Source organism: Psychrosphaera aquimarina (assembly GCF_032461525.1).
Classification (GTDB): domain Bacteria; phylum Pseudomonadota; class Gammaproteobacteria; order Enterobacterales; family Alteromonadaceae; genus Psychrosphaera; species Psychrosphaera aquimarina.
Genome location: NZ_JAWCUA010000007.1, coordinates 40,976 through 57,491 on the forward strand (window position 1 = coordinate 40,976; position 16,516 = coordinate 57,491).

Annotated in this window: 14 protein-coding genes; 11 read left to right on the forward strand and 3 right to left on the reverse strand. The window is 38.5% G+C overall.

All coding sequences use genetic code 11. The annotated features are described in order from the left end of the window. Positions 1–2: 2 nt before the first annotated feature. From mrdA to ychF, 11 genes are all read left to right on the forward strand, one after another. A complete protein-coding gene (gene mrdA / locus RT723_RS06820) occupies positions 3–1,919 on the forward strand; it encodes a penicillin-binding protein 2 (RefSeq protein ID WP_315946429.1) in 1,917 nt (638 codons plus the stop codon). Continuing rightward, positions 1,912–3,027 (forward strand): rod shape-determining protein RodA, encoded by a 1,116-nt coding sequence (gene rodA, locus RT723_RS06825; RefSeq protein WP_216054407.1) that lies wholly within the window; start codon positions 1,912–1,914, stop codon positions 3,025–3,027. Before mrdA ends, rodA begins: the two co-directional genes overlap by 8 nt. Positions 3,028–3,037: 10 nt before the next feature. Continuing rightward, the gene (locus RT723_RS06830) at positions 3,038–3,799 is read left to right on the forward strand and encodes a septal ring lytic transglycosylase RlpA family protein (protein WP_315946430.1); all 762 of its coding nucleotides are present in this window, start codon (positions 3,038–3,040) and stop codon (positions 3,797–3,799) included. A gap of 200 nt (positions 3,800–3,999) precedes the next feature. Further along, the gene (locus tag RT723_RS06835) at positions 4,000–5,154 is read left to right on the forward strand and encodes a serine hydrolase (protein WP_315946431.1); all 1,155 of its coding nucleotides are present in this window, start codon (positions 4,000–4,002) and stop codon (positions 5,152–5,154) included. Positions 5,155–5,245: 91 nt separating this feature from the next. Beyond that, the gene (ybeD, locus tag RT723_RS06840) at positions 5,246–5,518 is read left to right on the forward strand and encodes a DUF493 family protein YbeD (protein ID WP_216054410.1); all 273 of its coding nucleotides are present in this window, start codon (positions 5,246–5,248) and stop codon (positions 5,516–5,518) included. Between the two features lie 8 nt (positions 5,519–5,526). Beyond that, positions 5,527–6,186 (forward strand): lipoyl(octanoyl) transferase LipB, encoded by a 660-nt coding sequence (lipB, locus tag RT723_RS06845; RefSeq protein ID WP_315946432.1) that lies wholly within the window; start codon positions 5,527–5,529, stop codon positions 6,184–6,186. A 30-nt stretch (positions 6,187–6,216) separates the two neighbouring features. Continuing rightward, on the forward strand, positions 6,217–7,188 hold the full coding sequence (lipA, locus tag RT723_RS06850) for a lipoyl synthase (protein ID WP_216054412.1): 972 nt from the start codon (positions 6,217–6,219) through the stop codon (positions 7,186–7,188). A gap of 326 nt (positions 7,189–7,514) precedes the next feature. After that, complete coding sequence (locus tag RT723_RS06855) at positions 7,515–8,426, forward strand: Tle-like phospholipase domain-containing protein (RefSeq protein ID WP_315946433.1); 912 nt, start codon at positions 7,515–7,517, stop codon at positions 8,424–8,426. 275 nt (positions 8,427–8,701) lie between these two features. Next, positions 8,702–9,322 (forward strand): 50S ribosomal protein L25/general stress protein Ctc, encoded by a 621-nt coding sequence (locus RT723_RS06860; protein ID WP_216054414.1) that lies wholly within the window; start codon positions 8,702–8,704, stop codon positions 9,320–9,322. A gap of 26 nt (positions 9,323–9,348) precedes the next feature. Further along, positions 9,349–9,939, forward strand: a complete 591-nt coding sequence (gene pth, locus RT723_RS06865; protein WP_216054415.1) for an aminoacyl-tRNA hydrolase — start codon at positions 9,349–9,351, stop codon at positions 9,937–9,939. 42 nt (positions 9,940–9,981) lie between these two features. Next, positions 9,982–11,073: a redox-regulated ATPase YchF gene (ychF, locus tag RT723_RS06870; protein WP_216054416.1), complete on the forward strand. Its 1,092-nt coding sequence runs from the start codon at positions 9,982–9,984 to the stop codon at positions 11,071–11,073. Between the two features lie 110 nt (positions 11,074–11,183). On the opposite strand, the gene RT723_RS06875 is transcribed toward ychF, so the two are convergent. The 3 genes from RT723_RS06875 to RT723_RS06885 form a co-directional block, all read right to left on the reverse strand. Next, entirely contained in the window at positions 11,184–12,401 is a 1,218-nt protein-coding gene (locus RT723_RS06875) for a sensor histidine kinase (RefSeq protein ID WP_315946434.1), read from the reverse strand. A gap of 140 nt (positions 12,402–12,541) precedes the next feature. Beyond that, entirely contained in the window at positions 12,542–13,975 is a 1,434-nt protein-coding gene (locus tag RT723_RS06880; protein WP_315946435.1) for a sigma-54-dependent transcriptional regulator, read from the reverse strand. A 15-nt stretch (positions 13,976–13,990) separates the two neighbouring features. Further along, a complete protein-coding gene (locus RT723_RS06885; protein WP_315946436.1) occupies positions 13,991–16,501 on the reverse strand; it encodes an ABC transporter permease in 2,511 nt (836 codons plus the stop codon). Between the last annotated feature and the right edge of the window lie 15 nt (positions 16,502–16,516).

Genomic DNA, 16,516 nt, shown 5'->3' on the forward strand with positions numbered 1-16,516 from the left:
CAATGCGTAGAAACTCTTACCATATTCAAGATCACTCCGCGGAGTCTAATTTATTTGCTCGTCGAGCAATTATCTCTTTAATAGGGGTAGGCAGTTTATTATTGTTGATCATCGCCAATCTATTTTATTTACAAATCAGTTCTTATAAAACCTATCAAACACGTTCTAATGACAACCGTATAAAAGTCCAACCTATTCCGCCTAACCGCGGTGTAATCAAAGATATAAATGGCAAGTTATTAGCCGGAAATGAACCGACCTTTAGTTTGGATTTAGTCCCAGAACAAATCACAGATATGGATGAAACGCTGACAGAAATTGGCAAAATAATAGAGATCAGTGATGAGCAAATAAAAGTATTTAAACGGGCCATCAAATATCGTCGTCGTTTTAAAGGTATGCCGTTAAAATCTAAATTATCCGATAAAGAAGTGGCGATGTTTTCTGTGCATCAGCACCGATTCCCAGGCGTATCAATCGAAGCGCGTTTAGCAAGACATTATCCTTTTGGTGAGTACTTTACTCATGGCGTAGGTTACGTAGGAAAAATTAATAAGAAAGATTTACAAAGACTGGAAGACACCGACCAAATTAAAAATTATGCCGCGACTCGTAGCATTGGAAAACTCGGCATTGAACGTTATTACGAAAATCAATTGCATGGCATCACAGGTAGCCAAGAGGTTGAAGTTAACCACCGCAGTCGAATTTTAAGACAATTAAGTGTTACACCGCCAGTTTCAGGCACTGATCTGCATTTATCTATAGACGTTGAGTTGCAAATTAAAGCCAAAGAAATCTTAGGGGAAAATAAAGGCGCTATCATAGCCATGGACCCAAGAGATGGTGCTTTGTTAACTTTCTATAGTAACCCAACTTACGACCCTAACTTATTTGTAAATGGTATCAGCCAAGTTGAATATTCAAAGATCATAGGTTCAAAAGATAAACCTATGTTAAACCGAGTAACTCAAGGGCAATATCCACCTGCGTCAACCATAAAACCTCAACTTGCTCTGTTAGCTTTAGATAAAGGCTTAATTACAAAACATACCACTATTAGAGATCCAGGTTATTGGCATATTCCAAATGTGGAAGGTCAACGCCGTTTTAGAGACTGGAAGCCTGGCGGTCATGGTCATGTTGATGTGTTACTGTCGATTAAACAATCTTGTGACATTTTTTATTATGATCTTGCTTACCGTTTAGGCATAGACAACATCAGTGAATTTGGCACTAAGTTTGGATTTGGTGATTACACTGGCGTGGACATATTTGAAGAGTCCAAAGCAATCATGCCGTCTCGAGAGTGGAAAAAGTCACGCTTTAAACAGCCTTGGTATAAAGGCGACACTATCTCTATAGGTATTGGTCAAGGGTATTGGACAGCAACGCCAGTGCAATTAGCCATGTCTACTGCTGCGCTAGTTAATCGTGGAAAAGTGGTGGAGCCGAGATTAGTCACTGGAATGACCAAAAATGGTGTATACCAAGAAACTCCTACGAGACACAGAGCACCAATCGATATCAAAGATAAAAAACACTGGGATACCGTATTAGATGCGATGTATGAAACAGTTAATGCATCTGATGGTACCGCCAGAACTGCCTTTGTAGATGCCGTTTATAGTTCAGCCGGTAAGACAGGTACGGCTCAGTTGTTTAGCTTGGCAGAAGATGAAGAATATGAAGTAGAAAACGTGGCCGAACGATATCGAGATAATGCCATGTATGTCGGTTTTGCCCCTTTTGAAGCCCCGAGCATTGTTATTGTTGTTGCCGTGGAAAATGCCGGCGGAGGTAGTGCTAATGCGGCACCTATCGCTCGTAAGATGTTAGACCTTTATTTTGGCTTAGGGTTATCTGGTAAACGTAACTTAACAACAACCGCCCCAACTGTGGATGTAAACGATGGTTAAAACTGAAAATGAGAGACGCCGAAGTTCCATTTGGTTCCGCTTCCATATAGATGTACCTTTAATGTTAGGTATTCTAACCTTAATGTTACTGAGTGTTTTGGTGGTATACAGTGCTGGCGGTCAAGATATCGACATGGCGATTCGTCAAATGTTTCGTCTTGGTATCGGCCTATGTGTATTAATGGTCGTTGCGCAAATCTCTCCATTTTTTTATCAAAAATGGGCTCCACATATTTTTGTTATTGGCGTGGGTTTACTGATTGCCGTTTTGTTATTTGGCGATATGGGTAAAGGCGCTCAACGTTGGTTAAACTTAGGTGTCACTAAATTCCAGCCATCAGAGGTAATGAAACTATCGCTGCCAATGATGATGGCTTGGTTTTTAAGTAAATACACATTACCGCCGTCTAATAAACATACATTTATAAGCTTTTGTATCATCGCCCTTCCTACTTTATTGATTGCCAAGCAACCTGATTTAGGGACATCTTTGTTGGTCGCGAGCAGCGGATTTTTTGTATTATTTTTAGCGGGATTACGATTTAGAATACTGTTTGGTTTAATTGCTTTGTTCGCCGCATTTTTACCTATCTTATGGTTTTACTTAATGCACTCTTATCAAAAACAACGAGTCTTAACCTTTTTAAATCCAGAAAGTGATCCCTTAGGTTCTGGTTACCATATTATCCAATCAAAAATCGCAATTGGCTCAGGTGGACTTGAGGGAAAAGGTTGGTTACAAGGGACTCAATCACAATTGGAGTTTTTACCTGAACGTCATACCGATTTTATATTTTCGGTATTTAGTGAAGAGTTTGGATTTGTTGGGGTGTTATTATTATTGGCGGTTTATGCCTTTGTCATCATTCGCGGCACTATTATCGCTATTCGCGCACAAGAAGGGTTTACCAAACTGCTCGCAGGTAGTTTGATTTTAACCTTTTTTGTATATTTATTTGTAAACATTGGTATGGTTTCGGGTTTAATGCCTGTGGTTGGAGTCCCTTTACCTCTTGTTAGTTATGGTGGCACATCTATCGTTACTTTGATGGCCAGTTTTGGCATATTAATGGCCATAGCAACCAACAAACGATTATTAGCAACTTAAGTTATTGTTTATGTTAAAACTGATTATTTCATTACTGTTTATTATCTACCTAACCGCCTGTACAACAAGTCGTTATCAACATAAACATGACAGCGCACCAACAAGACCGCCAACGTTATTAGAGCTGAAAGACGCCGTTGTGACGTCTGAAGGGATTGGGCGGGGCAACAACCCTTATAGTATCAAAGGTATTAAATATGTGCCTCATACCCAACGACAACCATATACCGCTAAAGGCACAGCTTCTTGGTATGGTAAAAAGTTTCACGGTCACCTAACCTCAAACGGTGAGATTTATAATATGTATCAAATGAGCGCGGCGCATAAAACCTTACCTCTGCCGAGTTTTGTCAAAGTAACAAATCTCGCTAATAACAAGTCCACTATCGTCAGAGTTAATGACCGAGGCCCTTTTTATCAAGATAGAATAATCGACTTATCTTATGCCGCGGCTTATAAAATTGGCGTGTATGACACTGGTACGGCACAAGTCCATTTAGAAGTTGTTTTTCCTGAAACTGATATTCAACAAGAAAACGTGCTGCAACAGTTCCATGTCAAGTTAAGTGGGATAGAGAGCCTTGAACACGCCGAAGAAATCGGTAAAGGTTTATCCATTATGTTGAACCAAAAATTTTCATCTAGCCAATCTAATAATGAAGTCGCCCTCTTATTTGGCCCTTTTGCAAATAAAAGTGAGGCCGAATCATTTAGCAACCAACTGTCGGTTCATGAGTACAATAAAACGATCGTTGAGAGCAGTTTACCTTAGTTAAGTTGACGTTATTCGTTATCATTTTTATTACTGTGATTTCTGCTGTTTTTTTTTGTTTATCAAAACTGACATTTTTAATTGTCTTAATCTACTAAATCCACTACGAAAGCTACCTTTACCCTAGACACGCGTTAGTCTCATGTGGATAATACCGCTTCTTATTCTCGTTAATCATATTCAACCTATATCGGAAAAAAATGAAAAAATTATTATCTAAGTTAGTTTGTATTTCTTTGTGTACCCTTTCATTTGTTTCAAATGCCAAACTATTGGTACCAAATCCTCCAATGATCAACGCTAAAGCTTTTATTTTAGTCGATTTCCAAACCGGAAAAGTACTAGCTGAAAAAAATGCCGATGAAAGTTTAAACCCAGCCAGTCTGACCAAAATGATGACCAGTTATGTCATTGGTAAAGAGATTCAAAATGGCACTATTTCGATTAACGATATGGTGACAATCAGTAAAAATGCCTGGGCTAAAAATTTCCCGGGTTCATCAAAAATGTTCATTGAAGTTGGCAAACAAGTATCAGTTGCAGACTTAAACCGCGGTATCGTTATTCAAAGTGGTAATGATGCGTGTGTTGCAATGGCTGAACATATCGCAGGCAGTGAAGAACAATTTGCACAGATCATGAATTTTCACGCTGACGAAATCGGTCTTAAATCTTCTCATTTTGTAAATAGCCATGGTTTAACAGCCGATGGACACATGACAACAGCAAGAGATATGGCGACGTTAGGTGCTGCACTTATCCGTGATGTGCCAGAAGAATACGCCCTATATAAAGAAAAAGACTTTACCTTTAACAACATATCTCAATTAAACAGAAACAGTTTGTTATGGGATAAAACATTAGCAGTGGATGGCATTAAAACAGGCCACACTGCAGCTGCAGGTTATTCTTTAGTTTCATCTGCAACCAAAGGCAGTATGCGTTTAGTTGCTGTTGTTATGGGTACGTCTAGTGAACGAGCGCGTAGCAAAGAAAGTAAAAAGTTACTTAATTACGGTTTCCGTTTCTTTGAAACACTAGTAGCTTACGAAGCAGGTACTGAGTTTGCTAAACAACGTATTTACATGGGTGACAAAGAAGAAGTTCGTTTAGGCATAAACCAAAGTACTGCAATTACGGTTCCTCGTGGATTCAGAGAAAAGCTAACAGCGCACTTTACGCTTGATAAAGAGCTAGAAGCGCCTATTCGCAAAGGTGAAGTGGTTGGAACTTTGGTATTAAAAATCGAAGACGAAGTGATCACTGAATACCCGTTGGTTGCGCTTGATGAAGTAAATGAAGGTAGTTTATTCCAAAAACTTAAAGATTACGTTCGTTTAAAACTCGACCTGTAATACGTGTAATAACCCTTTTTAATTGAGCCGACCTTTTAGGTCGGCTTGGTATTATCCATCGATATATTTTTTCTTTTATAGGCCGCACCTTATGACAGTTAAAGACACCCATTTTGATCAACTATTGGACTTTCCTTGCCAACAGACATTTAAAGTAATGGGGTTAGCCCAAGACGATTTGCCAATTAAAATCATCGAAGTTTTGCAAACCATTGCGCCAAATGATTACACACCAAAGATTAAAGCTAGCTCCAAAGGTACTTACCATGCGGTATCTATTGCTGTAACAGTAACCAGCAAAGAGCAAATGGAACAAATTTACAATGAATTGGGCGCTATCGATATTGTCCGATACGTTTTATAGTTCAAATAATGACTGAGCTTAATGATCAACTAATAATCAGGCAAATTGATACTGGTGATTACCAGACTATCTGGCACGCCATGCAGAACTTCACAGATAATCGAGATGATTCTGTTGTTGACGAATTATGGGTAGTGGAACACGACCCAGTATTTACTCAAGGCCAAGCTGGTAAAGAAGAACATTTATTAAACACTGGTGACATTCCAGTTGTTAAAGTTGACCGTGGTGGGCAAGTGACCTATCACGGACCAGGTCAATTAGTAATATATTTACTCCTAAATTTACGACGACGTAAAATGGGTGTTCGTGATTTAGTAACACAAATAGAAGTCGCTATTGTTGAGTTGTTAAAACAATATTCCATCAATGCCTATGCTAAAAAAGATGCACCAGGCGTTTATGTTGATGAAATGAAAATAGCGTCATTAGGGTTACGAGTTCGCAAAGGCTGTAGTTTTCACGGTTTAGCATTAAATATTGATATGGATTTGGCGCCATTTTTAAGAATTAACCCTTGTGGTTATGCCGGTCTAGAGATGTTACAAACAAGTAAAATCAACGGTCCTAAAACAGTGGCCGAAGCAGCAAATGGATTAACAAAAATACTAGCGGCGTCTTTAAACGCTACAGAGATCACAACCCTTGTAGGGTTAGAAAATAATTAATTTCACGATTAGGTGTTTTAGGTAAAAATAATGACTACTGTAAAATCTTCAAAATTAGAAGCTGGTGTTAAATTAAGAGATGCTGACAAAATGGCATTAATCCCAGTAAAGATAATGCCTTCTGAACGTGAAACCATGTTACGTAAACCTGATTGGTTAAAGATTCGTTTACCTAAATCAAGTGAAAAAATCGATAACCTAAAAAAAGCGATGCGTAGCCAAGGGTTAAGCTCTGTCTGTGAAGAAGCTTCATGCCCTAACCTACCTGAATGTTTTAATCACGGTACGGCTACGTTCATGATCTTAGGTGACATCTGTACTCGTCGTTGTCCGTTCTGTGATGTTGGTCACGGTAGACCACTTCCGGCTAATGCTGAAGAGCCTGAAAAGTTAGGCTTAACCATTAAAGAAATGGGTTTAAAGTATGTGGTAATCACATCAGTAGACAGAGATGATTTACGTGATGGCGGTGCACAACACTTTGCTGATTGTGTTAAAGCGATCCGAGCGCACAACCCAGGAATTAAAGTAGAGATTTTAGTGCCTGACTTTCGTGGTCGTATGGATACGGCTCTTGAAATACTATCGACTGCTCCACCTGATGTATTTAATCATAATATGGAAACAGCGCCTCGTTTGTATCGTCTTGCTAGACCTGGCGCTAATTACAAATGGTCATTAGAGTTGTTAAAACGCTTTAAACAAATGCACCCAGAAGTTGATACTAAATCGGGCTTAATGGTTGGTTTAGGCGAAACCAATGATGAGATCCTTGCTGTACTTAAAGACTTACGTGAACATGACGTAGATATGTTAACCATAGGTCAATACTTACAACCGAGTAAACATCATTTACCAGTTGAACGTTATGTGCCGCCAGCTGAATTTGACATGTTCAAAACCGAAGCGGATGCACTAGGTTTTAAACACGCTGCCAGTGGTCCTTTTGTTCGCTCTAGTTACCATGCAGACAAACAAGCTGCAGGTGAAGAAGTAAAATAAACTTGGTTACTTAATCAAGTTTGATAACGTTAATATTGATGGCAAAACAACATCGATATTAACGTTACTCCTTCCTTTCTTATCCAGATACCCCTTTTAACCTACCCAATTTTGATAGACTAAATCAGAAAACTCCCATAGTAATTTTTTATCACTCAACCTTCGCGCTTTTAACCATTATCTAACCACATTAATTCAACGATAAATTTGTACATATTCCAAATATCCTCTTTAATTGGTAAAGCTTATTCGAGCGTATTAGTAATATGCTGCGGGAGTCTTGATTAAGTTACTTTTATGTTCTTATTTACAAGGAGTAGTTTGATATGAAATTTATATTTATACTTTTATTACTGTCTTTACTATCCGGTTGTATTACTTTTCCCCAAAAAAAAGACCACCTAATCTATAGAGATAAACCTCATGAGCCTAAACAATTACCTGTAATTGATATCCCAACTGGCCGCATTGACAAAAACTTAACCCATGTGGAACATTTTGCTTTATTAAGTGCAAATGTATACGAGACATACGAAACCAGTAATTCATGTGTTGACGACGGAAAACGGTTTAACTTGCAGCAATGGTCAATGATAATGCCAAACGACTTACCTAATTTCCCTGTCACTCCAGAGTGGAATATCAAAGTTGGTGTGGTTGGTTATGAAGTGTGGGTCAACGATAATGACAAAATCATTTCAATTGTTTTTAGAGGTACAGACTTTAATGAATATGAAGACTGGGCAGCTAATTTACGATGGATAACACGACCTATCCCTTTGCTGTGGGATCAATATGAACAAGTTGAAGACTTAATCTCACCTTTGTTAGATTACATTCAGAATAGATGGGGTAATGAGTATAAAGTGATCACAACGGGTCACTCCCTAGGCGGGGGATTAGCACAACAAGCTGCGTACGCCGATAAAAGAGTTGACCAAGTCATTGCCTTTGACCCATCGATAGTCACTGGTTTTTATTCGATACCGGCACCAATCAGGAATGAAAGCAAACAAGGTTTAACCATATATAGAGTATACGAACATGGTGAAATACTCGCTTATTTACGTTTGTTAATGAAAGGTGTTTTCCCTGTAGCCGTAGATAACCCTGATATTATCGAAGTTAGGTATGATTTAGAGCAATCAAATAACCCTATCAGCCAGCACAATATGAAAGTAATGGCATGTAAACTTTACGATATATCCATCAATAGTAGCAATTACCAAGTTCCTTAACGCCTAAAAAAAGCCTTTGTCACTTTGCCAGTGGCTAAGGCTTTCTCCATTATCGATTTCACTTGCCCTCCCCTCATTCTAATCAGTCCAACTTAAGCCATATTGCTAATAATAAAAAACAACATAAATACGCCCAAGTCCCAATATAATGGTTGAGTAATAACCGGCTTTCGCTTAGAATACGCCGCCCTCGATAAGCGAGGTATGCGTTTTTTCTTGGTCGCGAGAAAAAACATAAAATTAAATAAAGAATTATTAATTCTGGAGAATTCCAAATGTCTGAAGCTATTTACACTTTAGAAGCTACAGTTCGTTCTGACAAAGGTACGGGTGCGAGCCGCCGCCTTCGTCATGCTAACCAAGTTCCTGCAATCGTATACGGTCTTGAAAAAGAAACTCAAAACATTGCTCTTGCTCACAATAAAGTTTGGCAAGCACAAGATAATGAAGGTTTTTACTCTCATATCTTAACATTAGTTATTGATGGCAAGAAAGAAGACGTTATCTTAAAAGATGTTCAACGTCATCCGTTCAAACCAACTATCTTACACCTTGATTTCCAACGTGTTGATGCAAAACAAGAATTGCACACTAATGTACCTGTTCACTTCATTGGTGAAGAAACTGCCCTTAAAACTGGTGGTACGGTTGCACACACAATCAATGAGTTAGAAGTAACTTGTCTTCCTAAAGACTTACCAGAGTTTATCGAATTAGACATTTCTGGTTTAGAACTTGGTCAAACGTTACACATCAGCGATATAACACTTCCTAAAGGTGTTACATCTGTAGAACTAGCTAAAGGTGAATCTCACGATTTAGCAGTAGTTACATTGCACGCTCCTAAAGGCGCTGCAGCTGAAGAAGAAGCTTCTGACGAAGCTGACGCTGAATAATTAGTTGATTAACTTACGTCTTATTCGTGAGTAATGACATTCAACTAATCGTGGGCCTGGCAAATCCAGGCCCCGAATATAAAAACACCCGCCATAATGCTGGTGCATGGTTCATTGAAGAACTTTGCCGAAGTAATAATATCACCCTGAAAAACGACCCCAAATATTTTGGTTATTCCGCCAAAACATTTATTGCAGAACAAGAAGTAAAATTACTGATCCCAACCACCTTTATGAATTTAAGTGGTAAATCTGTTTCTGCACTCGCTAATTTTTACAAAATAAAACCAGAACAAATTTTGGTTGTACATGATGAATTAGATTTATCTCCAGGTGTTGCCCGTATAAAAAAAGGCGGCGGTCATGGCGGTCATAATGGGCTTAAAGATATTATTGCTAAGTTAGCAAACAACAAAGATTTTTATCGGCTTAGGATTGGCATTGGTCACCCTGGGCACAGAGAACAAGTTACTGGTTGGGTTTTAGGCAAAGCGCCACAAACAGACCAAGAAAAAATGGATGCCGCTATTGATGAGGCGGTCAGAAGTATTGAAATATGGTTTAAACAAGATTTGAAAAAGGCTCAAAGCCGACTTCATACGTTTAGTGCCGAATAACCAATTTAAACATAATTTTAAGTATTAGATTAAGGAACCATCATGGGTTTTAAATGTGGGATCGTAGGATTACCAAATGTTGGAAAATCAACATTATTTAACGCGTTAACAAAAGCTGGTATTGAAGCGGCCAACTTCCCATTCTGTACAATCGAACCTAATACAGGTGTGGTTCCAGTTCCTGATTTACGTTTAGATAAACTAGCTCAAATAGTGAATCCACAACGAGTATTACCTACAACGATGGAGTTTGTTGATATCGCAGGCTTAGTTAAAGGTGCATCTAAAGGTGAAGGTTTAGGTAATCAATTTTTAGCTAATATTCGTGAAACCGATGCTATTGGTCATGTTGTGCGTTGTTTTGACGACGAAAACATTGTTCACGTTGCTGGTAAAGTCGACCCGCAAGAAGACATTGACGTAATCAATACTGAACTTGCATTAGCCGACATGGACTCTATCGACAATGCTATTTTCCGTAATACTAAAAAAGCGAAAGGCGGAGACTCAGACGCTAAGTTTGAGATTAAAGTATTAGAAAAGCTAAAACCGATTGTTGATGAAGGCGGCATGGCTCGCTCTGTAGATTTAACAAAAGAAGAAAAAGCGGCAATCAGTTATCTTAACTTATTAACCATGAAACCAACGATGTATGTTGCTAACGTGGCGGAAGATGGTTTTGAAAACAATCCTTTCTTAGACAAAGTACGTGAAATTGCATCTACCGAAAACGCCGTAGTTGTGGCTGTATGTGCTGCAATTGAATCTGAACTATCAGAATTAGAGCCTGAAGATTTAGCTGAATTTATGGAAGACTTAGGCTGGGAAGAGCCAGGTCTGAACCGAGTTATTCGTTCTGGTTATGAATTACTAAAATTAAACACTTACTTTACTGCTGGTGTTAAAGAAGTAAGAGCTTGGACATATACAGAAGGTTCTACTGCGCCTCAAGCGGCTGGTAAAATCCATACCGATTTTGAAAAAGGTTTCATCAGAGCTGAAATTGTAGGTTATCAAGACTTTGTTGATAACAATGGTGAGTCTGGTGCTAAAGAAGCCGGTAAATGGCGCTTAGAAGGTAAAGACTACATAGTGAAAGACGGTGATGTGATCCACTTCAGATTTAACGTCTAACCCCCTAATTGTTAGATTAAAAGAACAGGCACTTAACTTGCCTGTTTTTTTTGCTTAAATTAACTTCAGAGGGTTTAAAACGGGTTCAATGCCAACACTAGCATTAGTCTCTACAGTGTTAAAGGTAGATAAATAGAAGCGTTAACACCTAAAGCATCTTCACGATTTTTAAGTTGTAAATCACCATCATGATTCATAATTATTTGTCTGCTCAAGACTAAACCGATCCCACTACCGTTACTTTTGGTGCTGTAAAAAGGCACGAATAAATTATCAAGGTTGGCGATACCACTGCCATTATCAATCAGTTCAATAATGATCTTATCGTTTAGAATTTGCCAGCTAATCGACAAATCTATTGTGCTATCTAATTCAAGGTTTAACTCACTTGCTTCTTTGGCATTTGTGATTAAATTTACTAACGCTTGCTGCATTTGTTGTGAGTCTATGAACACATCAAGTTGAGCGTCGCCTTTGATATCCCATCTGACATCTGGGTATAAAGCGATAATTGAATAGATAAATTTATTAATATTAATCAGAGATTTAACCGGTGAAGGTAAAGTAGATAATTGATGGTAGCTATTAATGAACATGTTTAACGATTGTGCTCGTTCAGAAATGACCAACAGCCCCTCTTTTAAATCAGATTGATTATCTAACAGGGTTAAATCCTGTTCACAAATCAGTTGTAATGATTCGCTAATAGAAGCTATTGGCGTTAATGAGTTATTAATCTCGTGACTTAATACTCTAACTAATCGTTGCCAAGCTTGGCGTTCTTCATTTCGCAATAAGCGTTGAATATCGGTTATAAAAATAAGTTTATGCCGTTGACCACCTAATAAGTACTCATCGGTATGTAAATACACCTTTTTACGGTATTTTTTTAGTTCAAACTCCACTACTTTATTAACATCTTGCTGACCCACATGCTGTAAACCTAATCGACTAATTGAGGCGGATTTCACCTCGTCAAAACGACAAGAAAATAGCTTTTCTGCACTTGGGTTAACCAAGACTATTTTGTCTTGATTGTCCGTAGCGATAATGGCCACATCAATTTGCTCTATCACTTTTGCAAATAATAATTGTTGCTCTTTAACCGCTTGTTTCTGATTATTTAACGCTTGAGTTATGCCATTAAGTACTTGGTTAAATTCAGCCAATGCGCCATCTGTAATTTTCGAGCTGGCGCGCATTGAACCATCACCAACAATTATGGCTTCAAGTAAATTGGTAGAAGTACGAAATTGATGGTTTATTTTTAAATACACAACAAAACAAACGTAAGATACAACCACAGTAACTAAAATGATGATTAACATTTTCAAGTACACTGAGATTGGGCTGTTAATCAAAAAGTAAAACAGCAATATGCTTGGGGTAAAACAAGCAATAGCGACTAACTTAACTATTAGCCCTTCGAAGCTTTGTCGCTTTTTTTGTTCATAACCTACGCTTATGTTTAAAGTTTGTATTTTTCAATCCTGCGATAATATGCACTTCGACTCAAGCCTAAAGACTCTATTGTTTCTTGCACGTTATGATTAAAACGCTCTAACCGTTGTTTTATAAAGTAAGCTTCAATCTCATCAAGACTCGCACTGTTTAGGCTCAACGGCTCTGGTGAATTATCAATCACCTCCACGCCGGAAATACCTAGGTCAGAAACTTCTATTTGATCATTTTGAGATAAGAACATCGCACGCTCAATTATATGACTTAACTCTCGAATATTACCCGGCCAAGTATAATTAACTAGAACATCCTTCGTTTTATCAGAGAAGGTTTTATTCTCTATTCGGTATTTTTCACAAAAATGCTCACTAAAATATTCGGCTAATGGAATAATATCTTGTTTACGTTCTCGCAAAGATGGGATGTTAATTTCAACTGTATTTAATCGATAGAGTAAGTCTTGGCGAAATTGGTGTTGTTCAACCATTAACGACAAATCCGCATTGGTTGCTGAAACGATACGTATGTTTAATTGTTGTGTTTTTGCACTTCCCACTTTTTCAAACTGTCGTTCTTCTAAAACACGCAGCAACTTAGCTTGTTGCGACAAAGGAATATTTGCAATTTCATCAAGAAAGAGTGTGCCATTATCGGCAAGTTCAAACCGCCCTATTCTGGCCTCCTTCGAGTCCGTAAATGCACCTTTAACATGTCCAAACATTTCGCTTTCAAATAAGGTTTCGGTAATCGCACCCATATTAACTGATAAAAATGGCTGCTCATTACGTGTCGAACAATGATGTAGATAAGAAGCCAACATGCTCTTGCCTGTCCCATTCTCCCCAGTGAAAAGTATATTCATATCACTTTTTGCCAACAGCTCTATTTGTGTCAATAGCGCTTTCATATTGGCAGAATCAGCAACTATGTGTTGACGTTTTAACTGACCTTCACTTTTTAGCAATGCATTTTCTTGGGCTAAACGACTGCCTTTTTGAGCCAATTCCCCAATGGTTATTTGAGCTTGGATTTTTCCGATTAATTCAATATTTTTCCACGGTTTTTGAACAAAATCCACCGCACCTAATTTCATGGCTTCAACCACGATATCTATACTACTGAAACCCGTCATCACTATCACAGGTAAATGTTCATCTCGCTTTTTTATCGCAGTTAACAACTCAAGCCCCTCATGTCCTGAAGTCGTGTCACGGTGATAATTTAAATCAATGATCACACAGGAAAAGTTTTTACGTTCTATTAACTGCAATACGTCAAAAGGTTTATCAACGGCAGTAACGTCAAAATTCTCTGCTTTTAATAATAACTTTAATGCCATTAAAACATTGCTGTCATCATCTGCTATTAGAATGGAAGCAGGTTGTTTATTCATTTGTTCTTCCACTTGTTTGGCAAACAAACCAAAATGTTTGTTTGCCATAAGGGCTAAGGTTAATTAGTCATGATGCAAGGCATCACTAGGTTCCATTTTGATCACTTTTTTAGCTGGAATAAAGGTGGCGACTAACACCATAAATATAATCAAAATTGGCACACCAAACATACCGAGTAAGTAGCTCGTTTCGCTGATCACTATGGTGTCTGTCATTATGCTCGTTAACAGTAACGATAAGCCAATGCCGATTGTAAGTCCAATGATTAGCTGCATAGCCGCTTGATTCATAAACATATTTATAATCTTACCGTCCGGAGAACCAAGGGCTCTTCGTATTCCAATTTCTTGAGTTCGCTGAGTAATACTATTCGCTGCCATGGCATATATACCGCTCGCCGCTAGGAATGCCGCAATGACACCACAAAATAGAAATATCTTGCTTACAGATAACATTAATAACATAGGTTGTTTTATTAAATCGTCATAACTTTGAATATGATAAATACCAATATCTGGGTCAACTCGGTTAACCGCATCCATTAATGAGGCTTGCGCCGCCACATAACGACCATTGTAATGGATAGCCACACTCATGCGCATAGGCCCCCAGGAATCAACTAAACTATAAGTATTATAAGCTGCACTCGATGAACGCATTGTCGAACCATGAAACGTATCGGACACAACACCAATAATTGTTGACCAGTCACCAGGATCACGGTTTCTATGCACTCTTCTCACCCTATGACCAACCGCATCGCCATCAGGAAAAAAGTCCTCTGCAATTGATTGATTGATGATAAAACTGCGAGTATCAGGGTCTCTATCACGATGATCAAAATCTCTACCTGCGATCATTTCCATACCGATTGCATGCCAAGAGTCTTTCACCACACCTTCATTATTACTGTAAGGGTTTTCGTTATATACCGCAGCTGGACGGCCTTCTATTTCGAAGTAACTAGTACCTTCACCTCGTCCTGGTAACTCGCTCATCATAGCAACCGCATCGACATTGGGCATAACTTCTAAAGCAGACTTTAATTTATATAAGACTTCACTGCGCGCTAGTCTGTCTTGAAATTCAAACTCGGTATTACGTCTGATTGGATATTTTTCTGGTGAAATTTGAATTTGAGCCGTTAAACGTTTGTCTGTATCAACACCGTAGTCAGCCACACCAGCCGAATAACCCGTGACGAGCAATATAGTTGCTATCACTAATACCACGCATGACAGTAAAATTTCTGAAATCACCAAAACCTTACCTGCATTAGCCGCTTTTTTACTTATTGAACCTCGAGTACCGTCGCGTATTACTGCATTAAAATCACCTGATAATGAACGGATTGCAGGGATCAGACCGGTGATAATGATCATTAATACAACCGAACAAAGTAATAACAAATAAGCACTGTTATCTAACGACAGTTCCCACCAAAATGGTTTATCCCCCTGTACACTGAAGTTTTGTTGTAATACAGCGTTACTGACCTCTAAGCCATAAGCTGCAAACAAAATGGCCAACACCCCACCTGTAATACAAATAAATATACTTTCCCATAACATTTGCATAATCAGACGCTTGCGAGGAATACCTAATGCGACCCGAATGGCAACTTCTTTTAAGCGTTCGTTTACCCGAGCCAACAACAAATTACTTACGTTGATACATGCCAACAGCAAAATTAAGAACACAACAACAAACAGCGCAATAAACACATTATAATATTGGATAATACTGGCATGTTTATAAGGCATTACGGTGAGATAAACATCATTGGTCAAGCGCCAAATAAAGTCTTTCTTTAACTCTGGAATAATATTTTTATTAAACGTCGTCACCGCATCTTCAACTTGGCTAAAACTAACACCAGGCTTTAATCGAGCCATTCCATAAACACTACGGCCAGAGGCTTCGATTGGAGATAGGTATCCTTCACCTAAACTGCTTAAAGGTTGCCATATCTGAGCAAATTGTGGGAACGCAAATCCTTCAGGCATAACCCCTATGATACGAGAAGGCATAGCATCTAAAGGAACCATTTGGCCAATAATATTATCATCGCCATCAAAATCGCGTTGCCACGCTTGATAACTAAGTACAAATACTGATTCAGCACCGTTATGGAAATCTTCTGGAGTAAATCCTCGACCTTTGATTGGCTGGACACCGGCTAATTCAAAAGCATTCCAACTTACATAAGTGGCGTTATATTTACGAGCTATAGCCAGCTTTGCATTGCTGGAATTAGCGCCACCGGCAAATGTGGTTCCTTCAAGATAAAAACCTAACTGTTCAAATAAGCCAGACTGTTTATCTAACAACTGTAAATGAAATGGGTCAGGACGTTGGCGGAATTGGTGGTTGTAATCAAATCCGGCTTCGATGGCCACTATTTCAGTATCACCATTAAGTGTCATTGGTTTAAACACTAAGTTATTTAAAATTGAATAGGCGTAGATGGTTAAGCCCAATCCAATGGCGACAATTAATATGGTTAGCGCATTAAATATCGGCTTTTTAAGCAGCATTCTTGCGGTATATTTTAACTCAATTGCAATTGACATAATTATTCCCCTAGC

What these genes read in the sequence shown, in the direction of transcription:
- RT723_RS06875 (WP_315946434.1), bottom strand. Translation starts at nt 12,401, where the DNA reads ATGTTAATCATCATTTTAGTTACTGTGGTTGTATCTTACGTTTGTTTT.
- ybeD (WP_216054410.1), top strand. Translation starts at nt 5,246, where the DNA reads ATGACAGTTAAAGACACCCATTTTGATCAACTATTGGACTTTCCTTGC.
- RT723_RS06835 (WP_315946431.1), top strand. Translation starts at nt 4,000, where the DNA reads ATGAAAAAATTATTATCTAAGTTAGTTTGTATTTCTTTGTGTACCCTT.
- RT723_RS06880 (WP_315946435.1), bottom strand. Translation starts at nt 13,975, where the DNA reads ATGGCAAACAAACATTTTGGTTTGTTTGCCAAACAAGTGGAAGAACAA.
- lipB (WP_315946432.1), top strand. Translation starts at nt 5,527, where the DNA reads ATGACTGAGCTTAATGATCAACTAATAATCAGGCAAATTGATACTGGT.
- RT723_RS06885 (WP_315946436.1), bottom strand. Translation starts at nt 16,501, where the DNA reads ATGTCAATTGCAATTGAGTTAAAATATACCGCAAGAATGCTGCTTAAA.
- ychF (WP_216054416.1), top strand. Translation starts at nt 9,982, where the DNA reads ATGGGTTTTAAATGTGGGATCGTAGGATTACCAAATGTTGGAAAATCA.
- mrdA (WP_315946429.1), top strand. Translation starts at nt 3, where the DNA reads ATGCGTAGAAACTCTTACCATATTCAAGATCACTCCGCGGAGTCTAAT.
- RT723_RS06855 (WP_315946433.1), top strand. Translation starts at nt 7,515, where the DNA reads ATGAAATTTATATTTATACTTTTATTACTGTCTTTACTATCCGGTTGT.
- RT723_RS06830 (WP_315946430.1), top strand. Translation starts at nt 3,038, where the DNA reads ATGTTAAAACTGATTATTTCATTACTGTTTATTATCTACCTAACCGCC.
- rodA (WP_216054407.1), top strand. Translation starts at nt 1,912, where the DNA reads ATGGTTAAAACTGAAAATGAGAGACGCCGAAGTTCCATTTGGTTCCGC.
- lipA (WP_216054412.1), top strand. Translation starts at nt 6,217, where the DNA reads ATGACTACTGTAAAATCTTCAAAATTAGAAGCTGGTGTTAAATTAAGA.
- RT723_RS06860 (WP_216054414.1), top strand. Translation starts at nt 8,702, where the DNA reads ATGTCTGAAGCTATTTACACTTTAGAAGCTACAGTTCGTTCTGACAAA.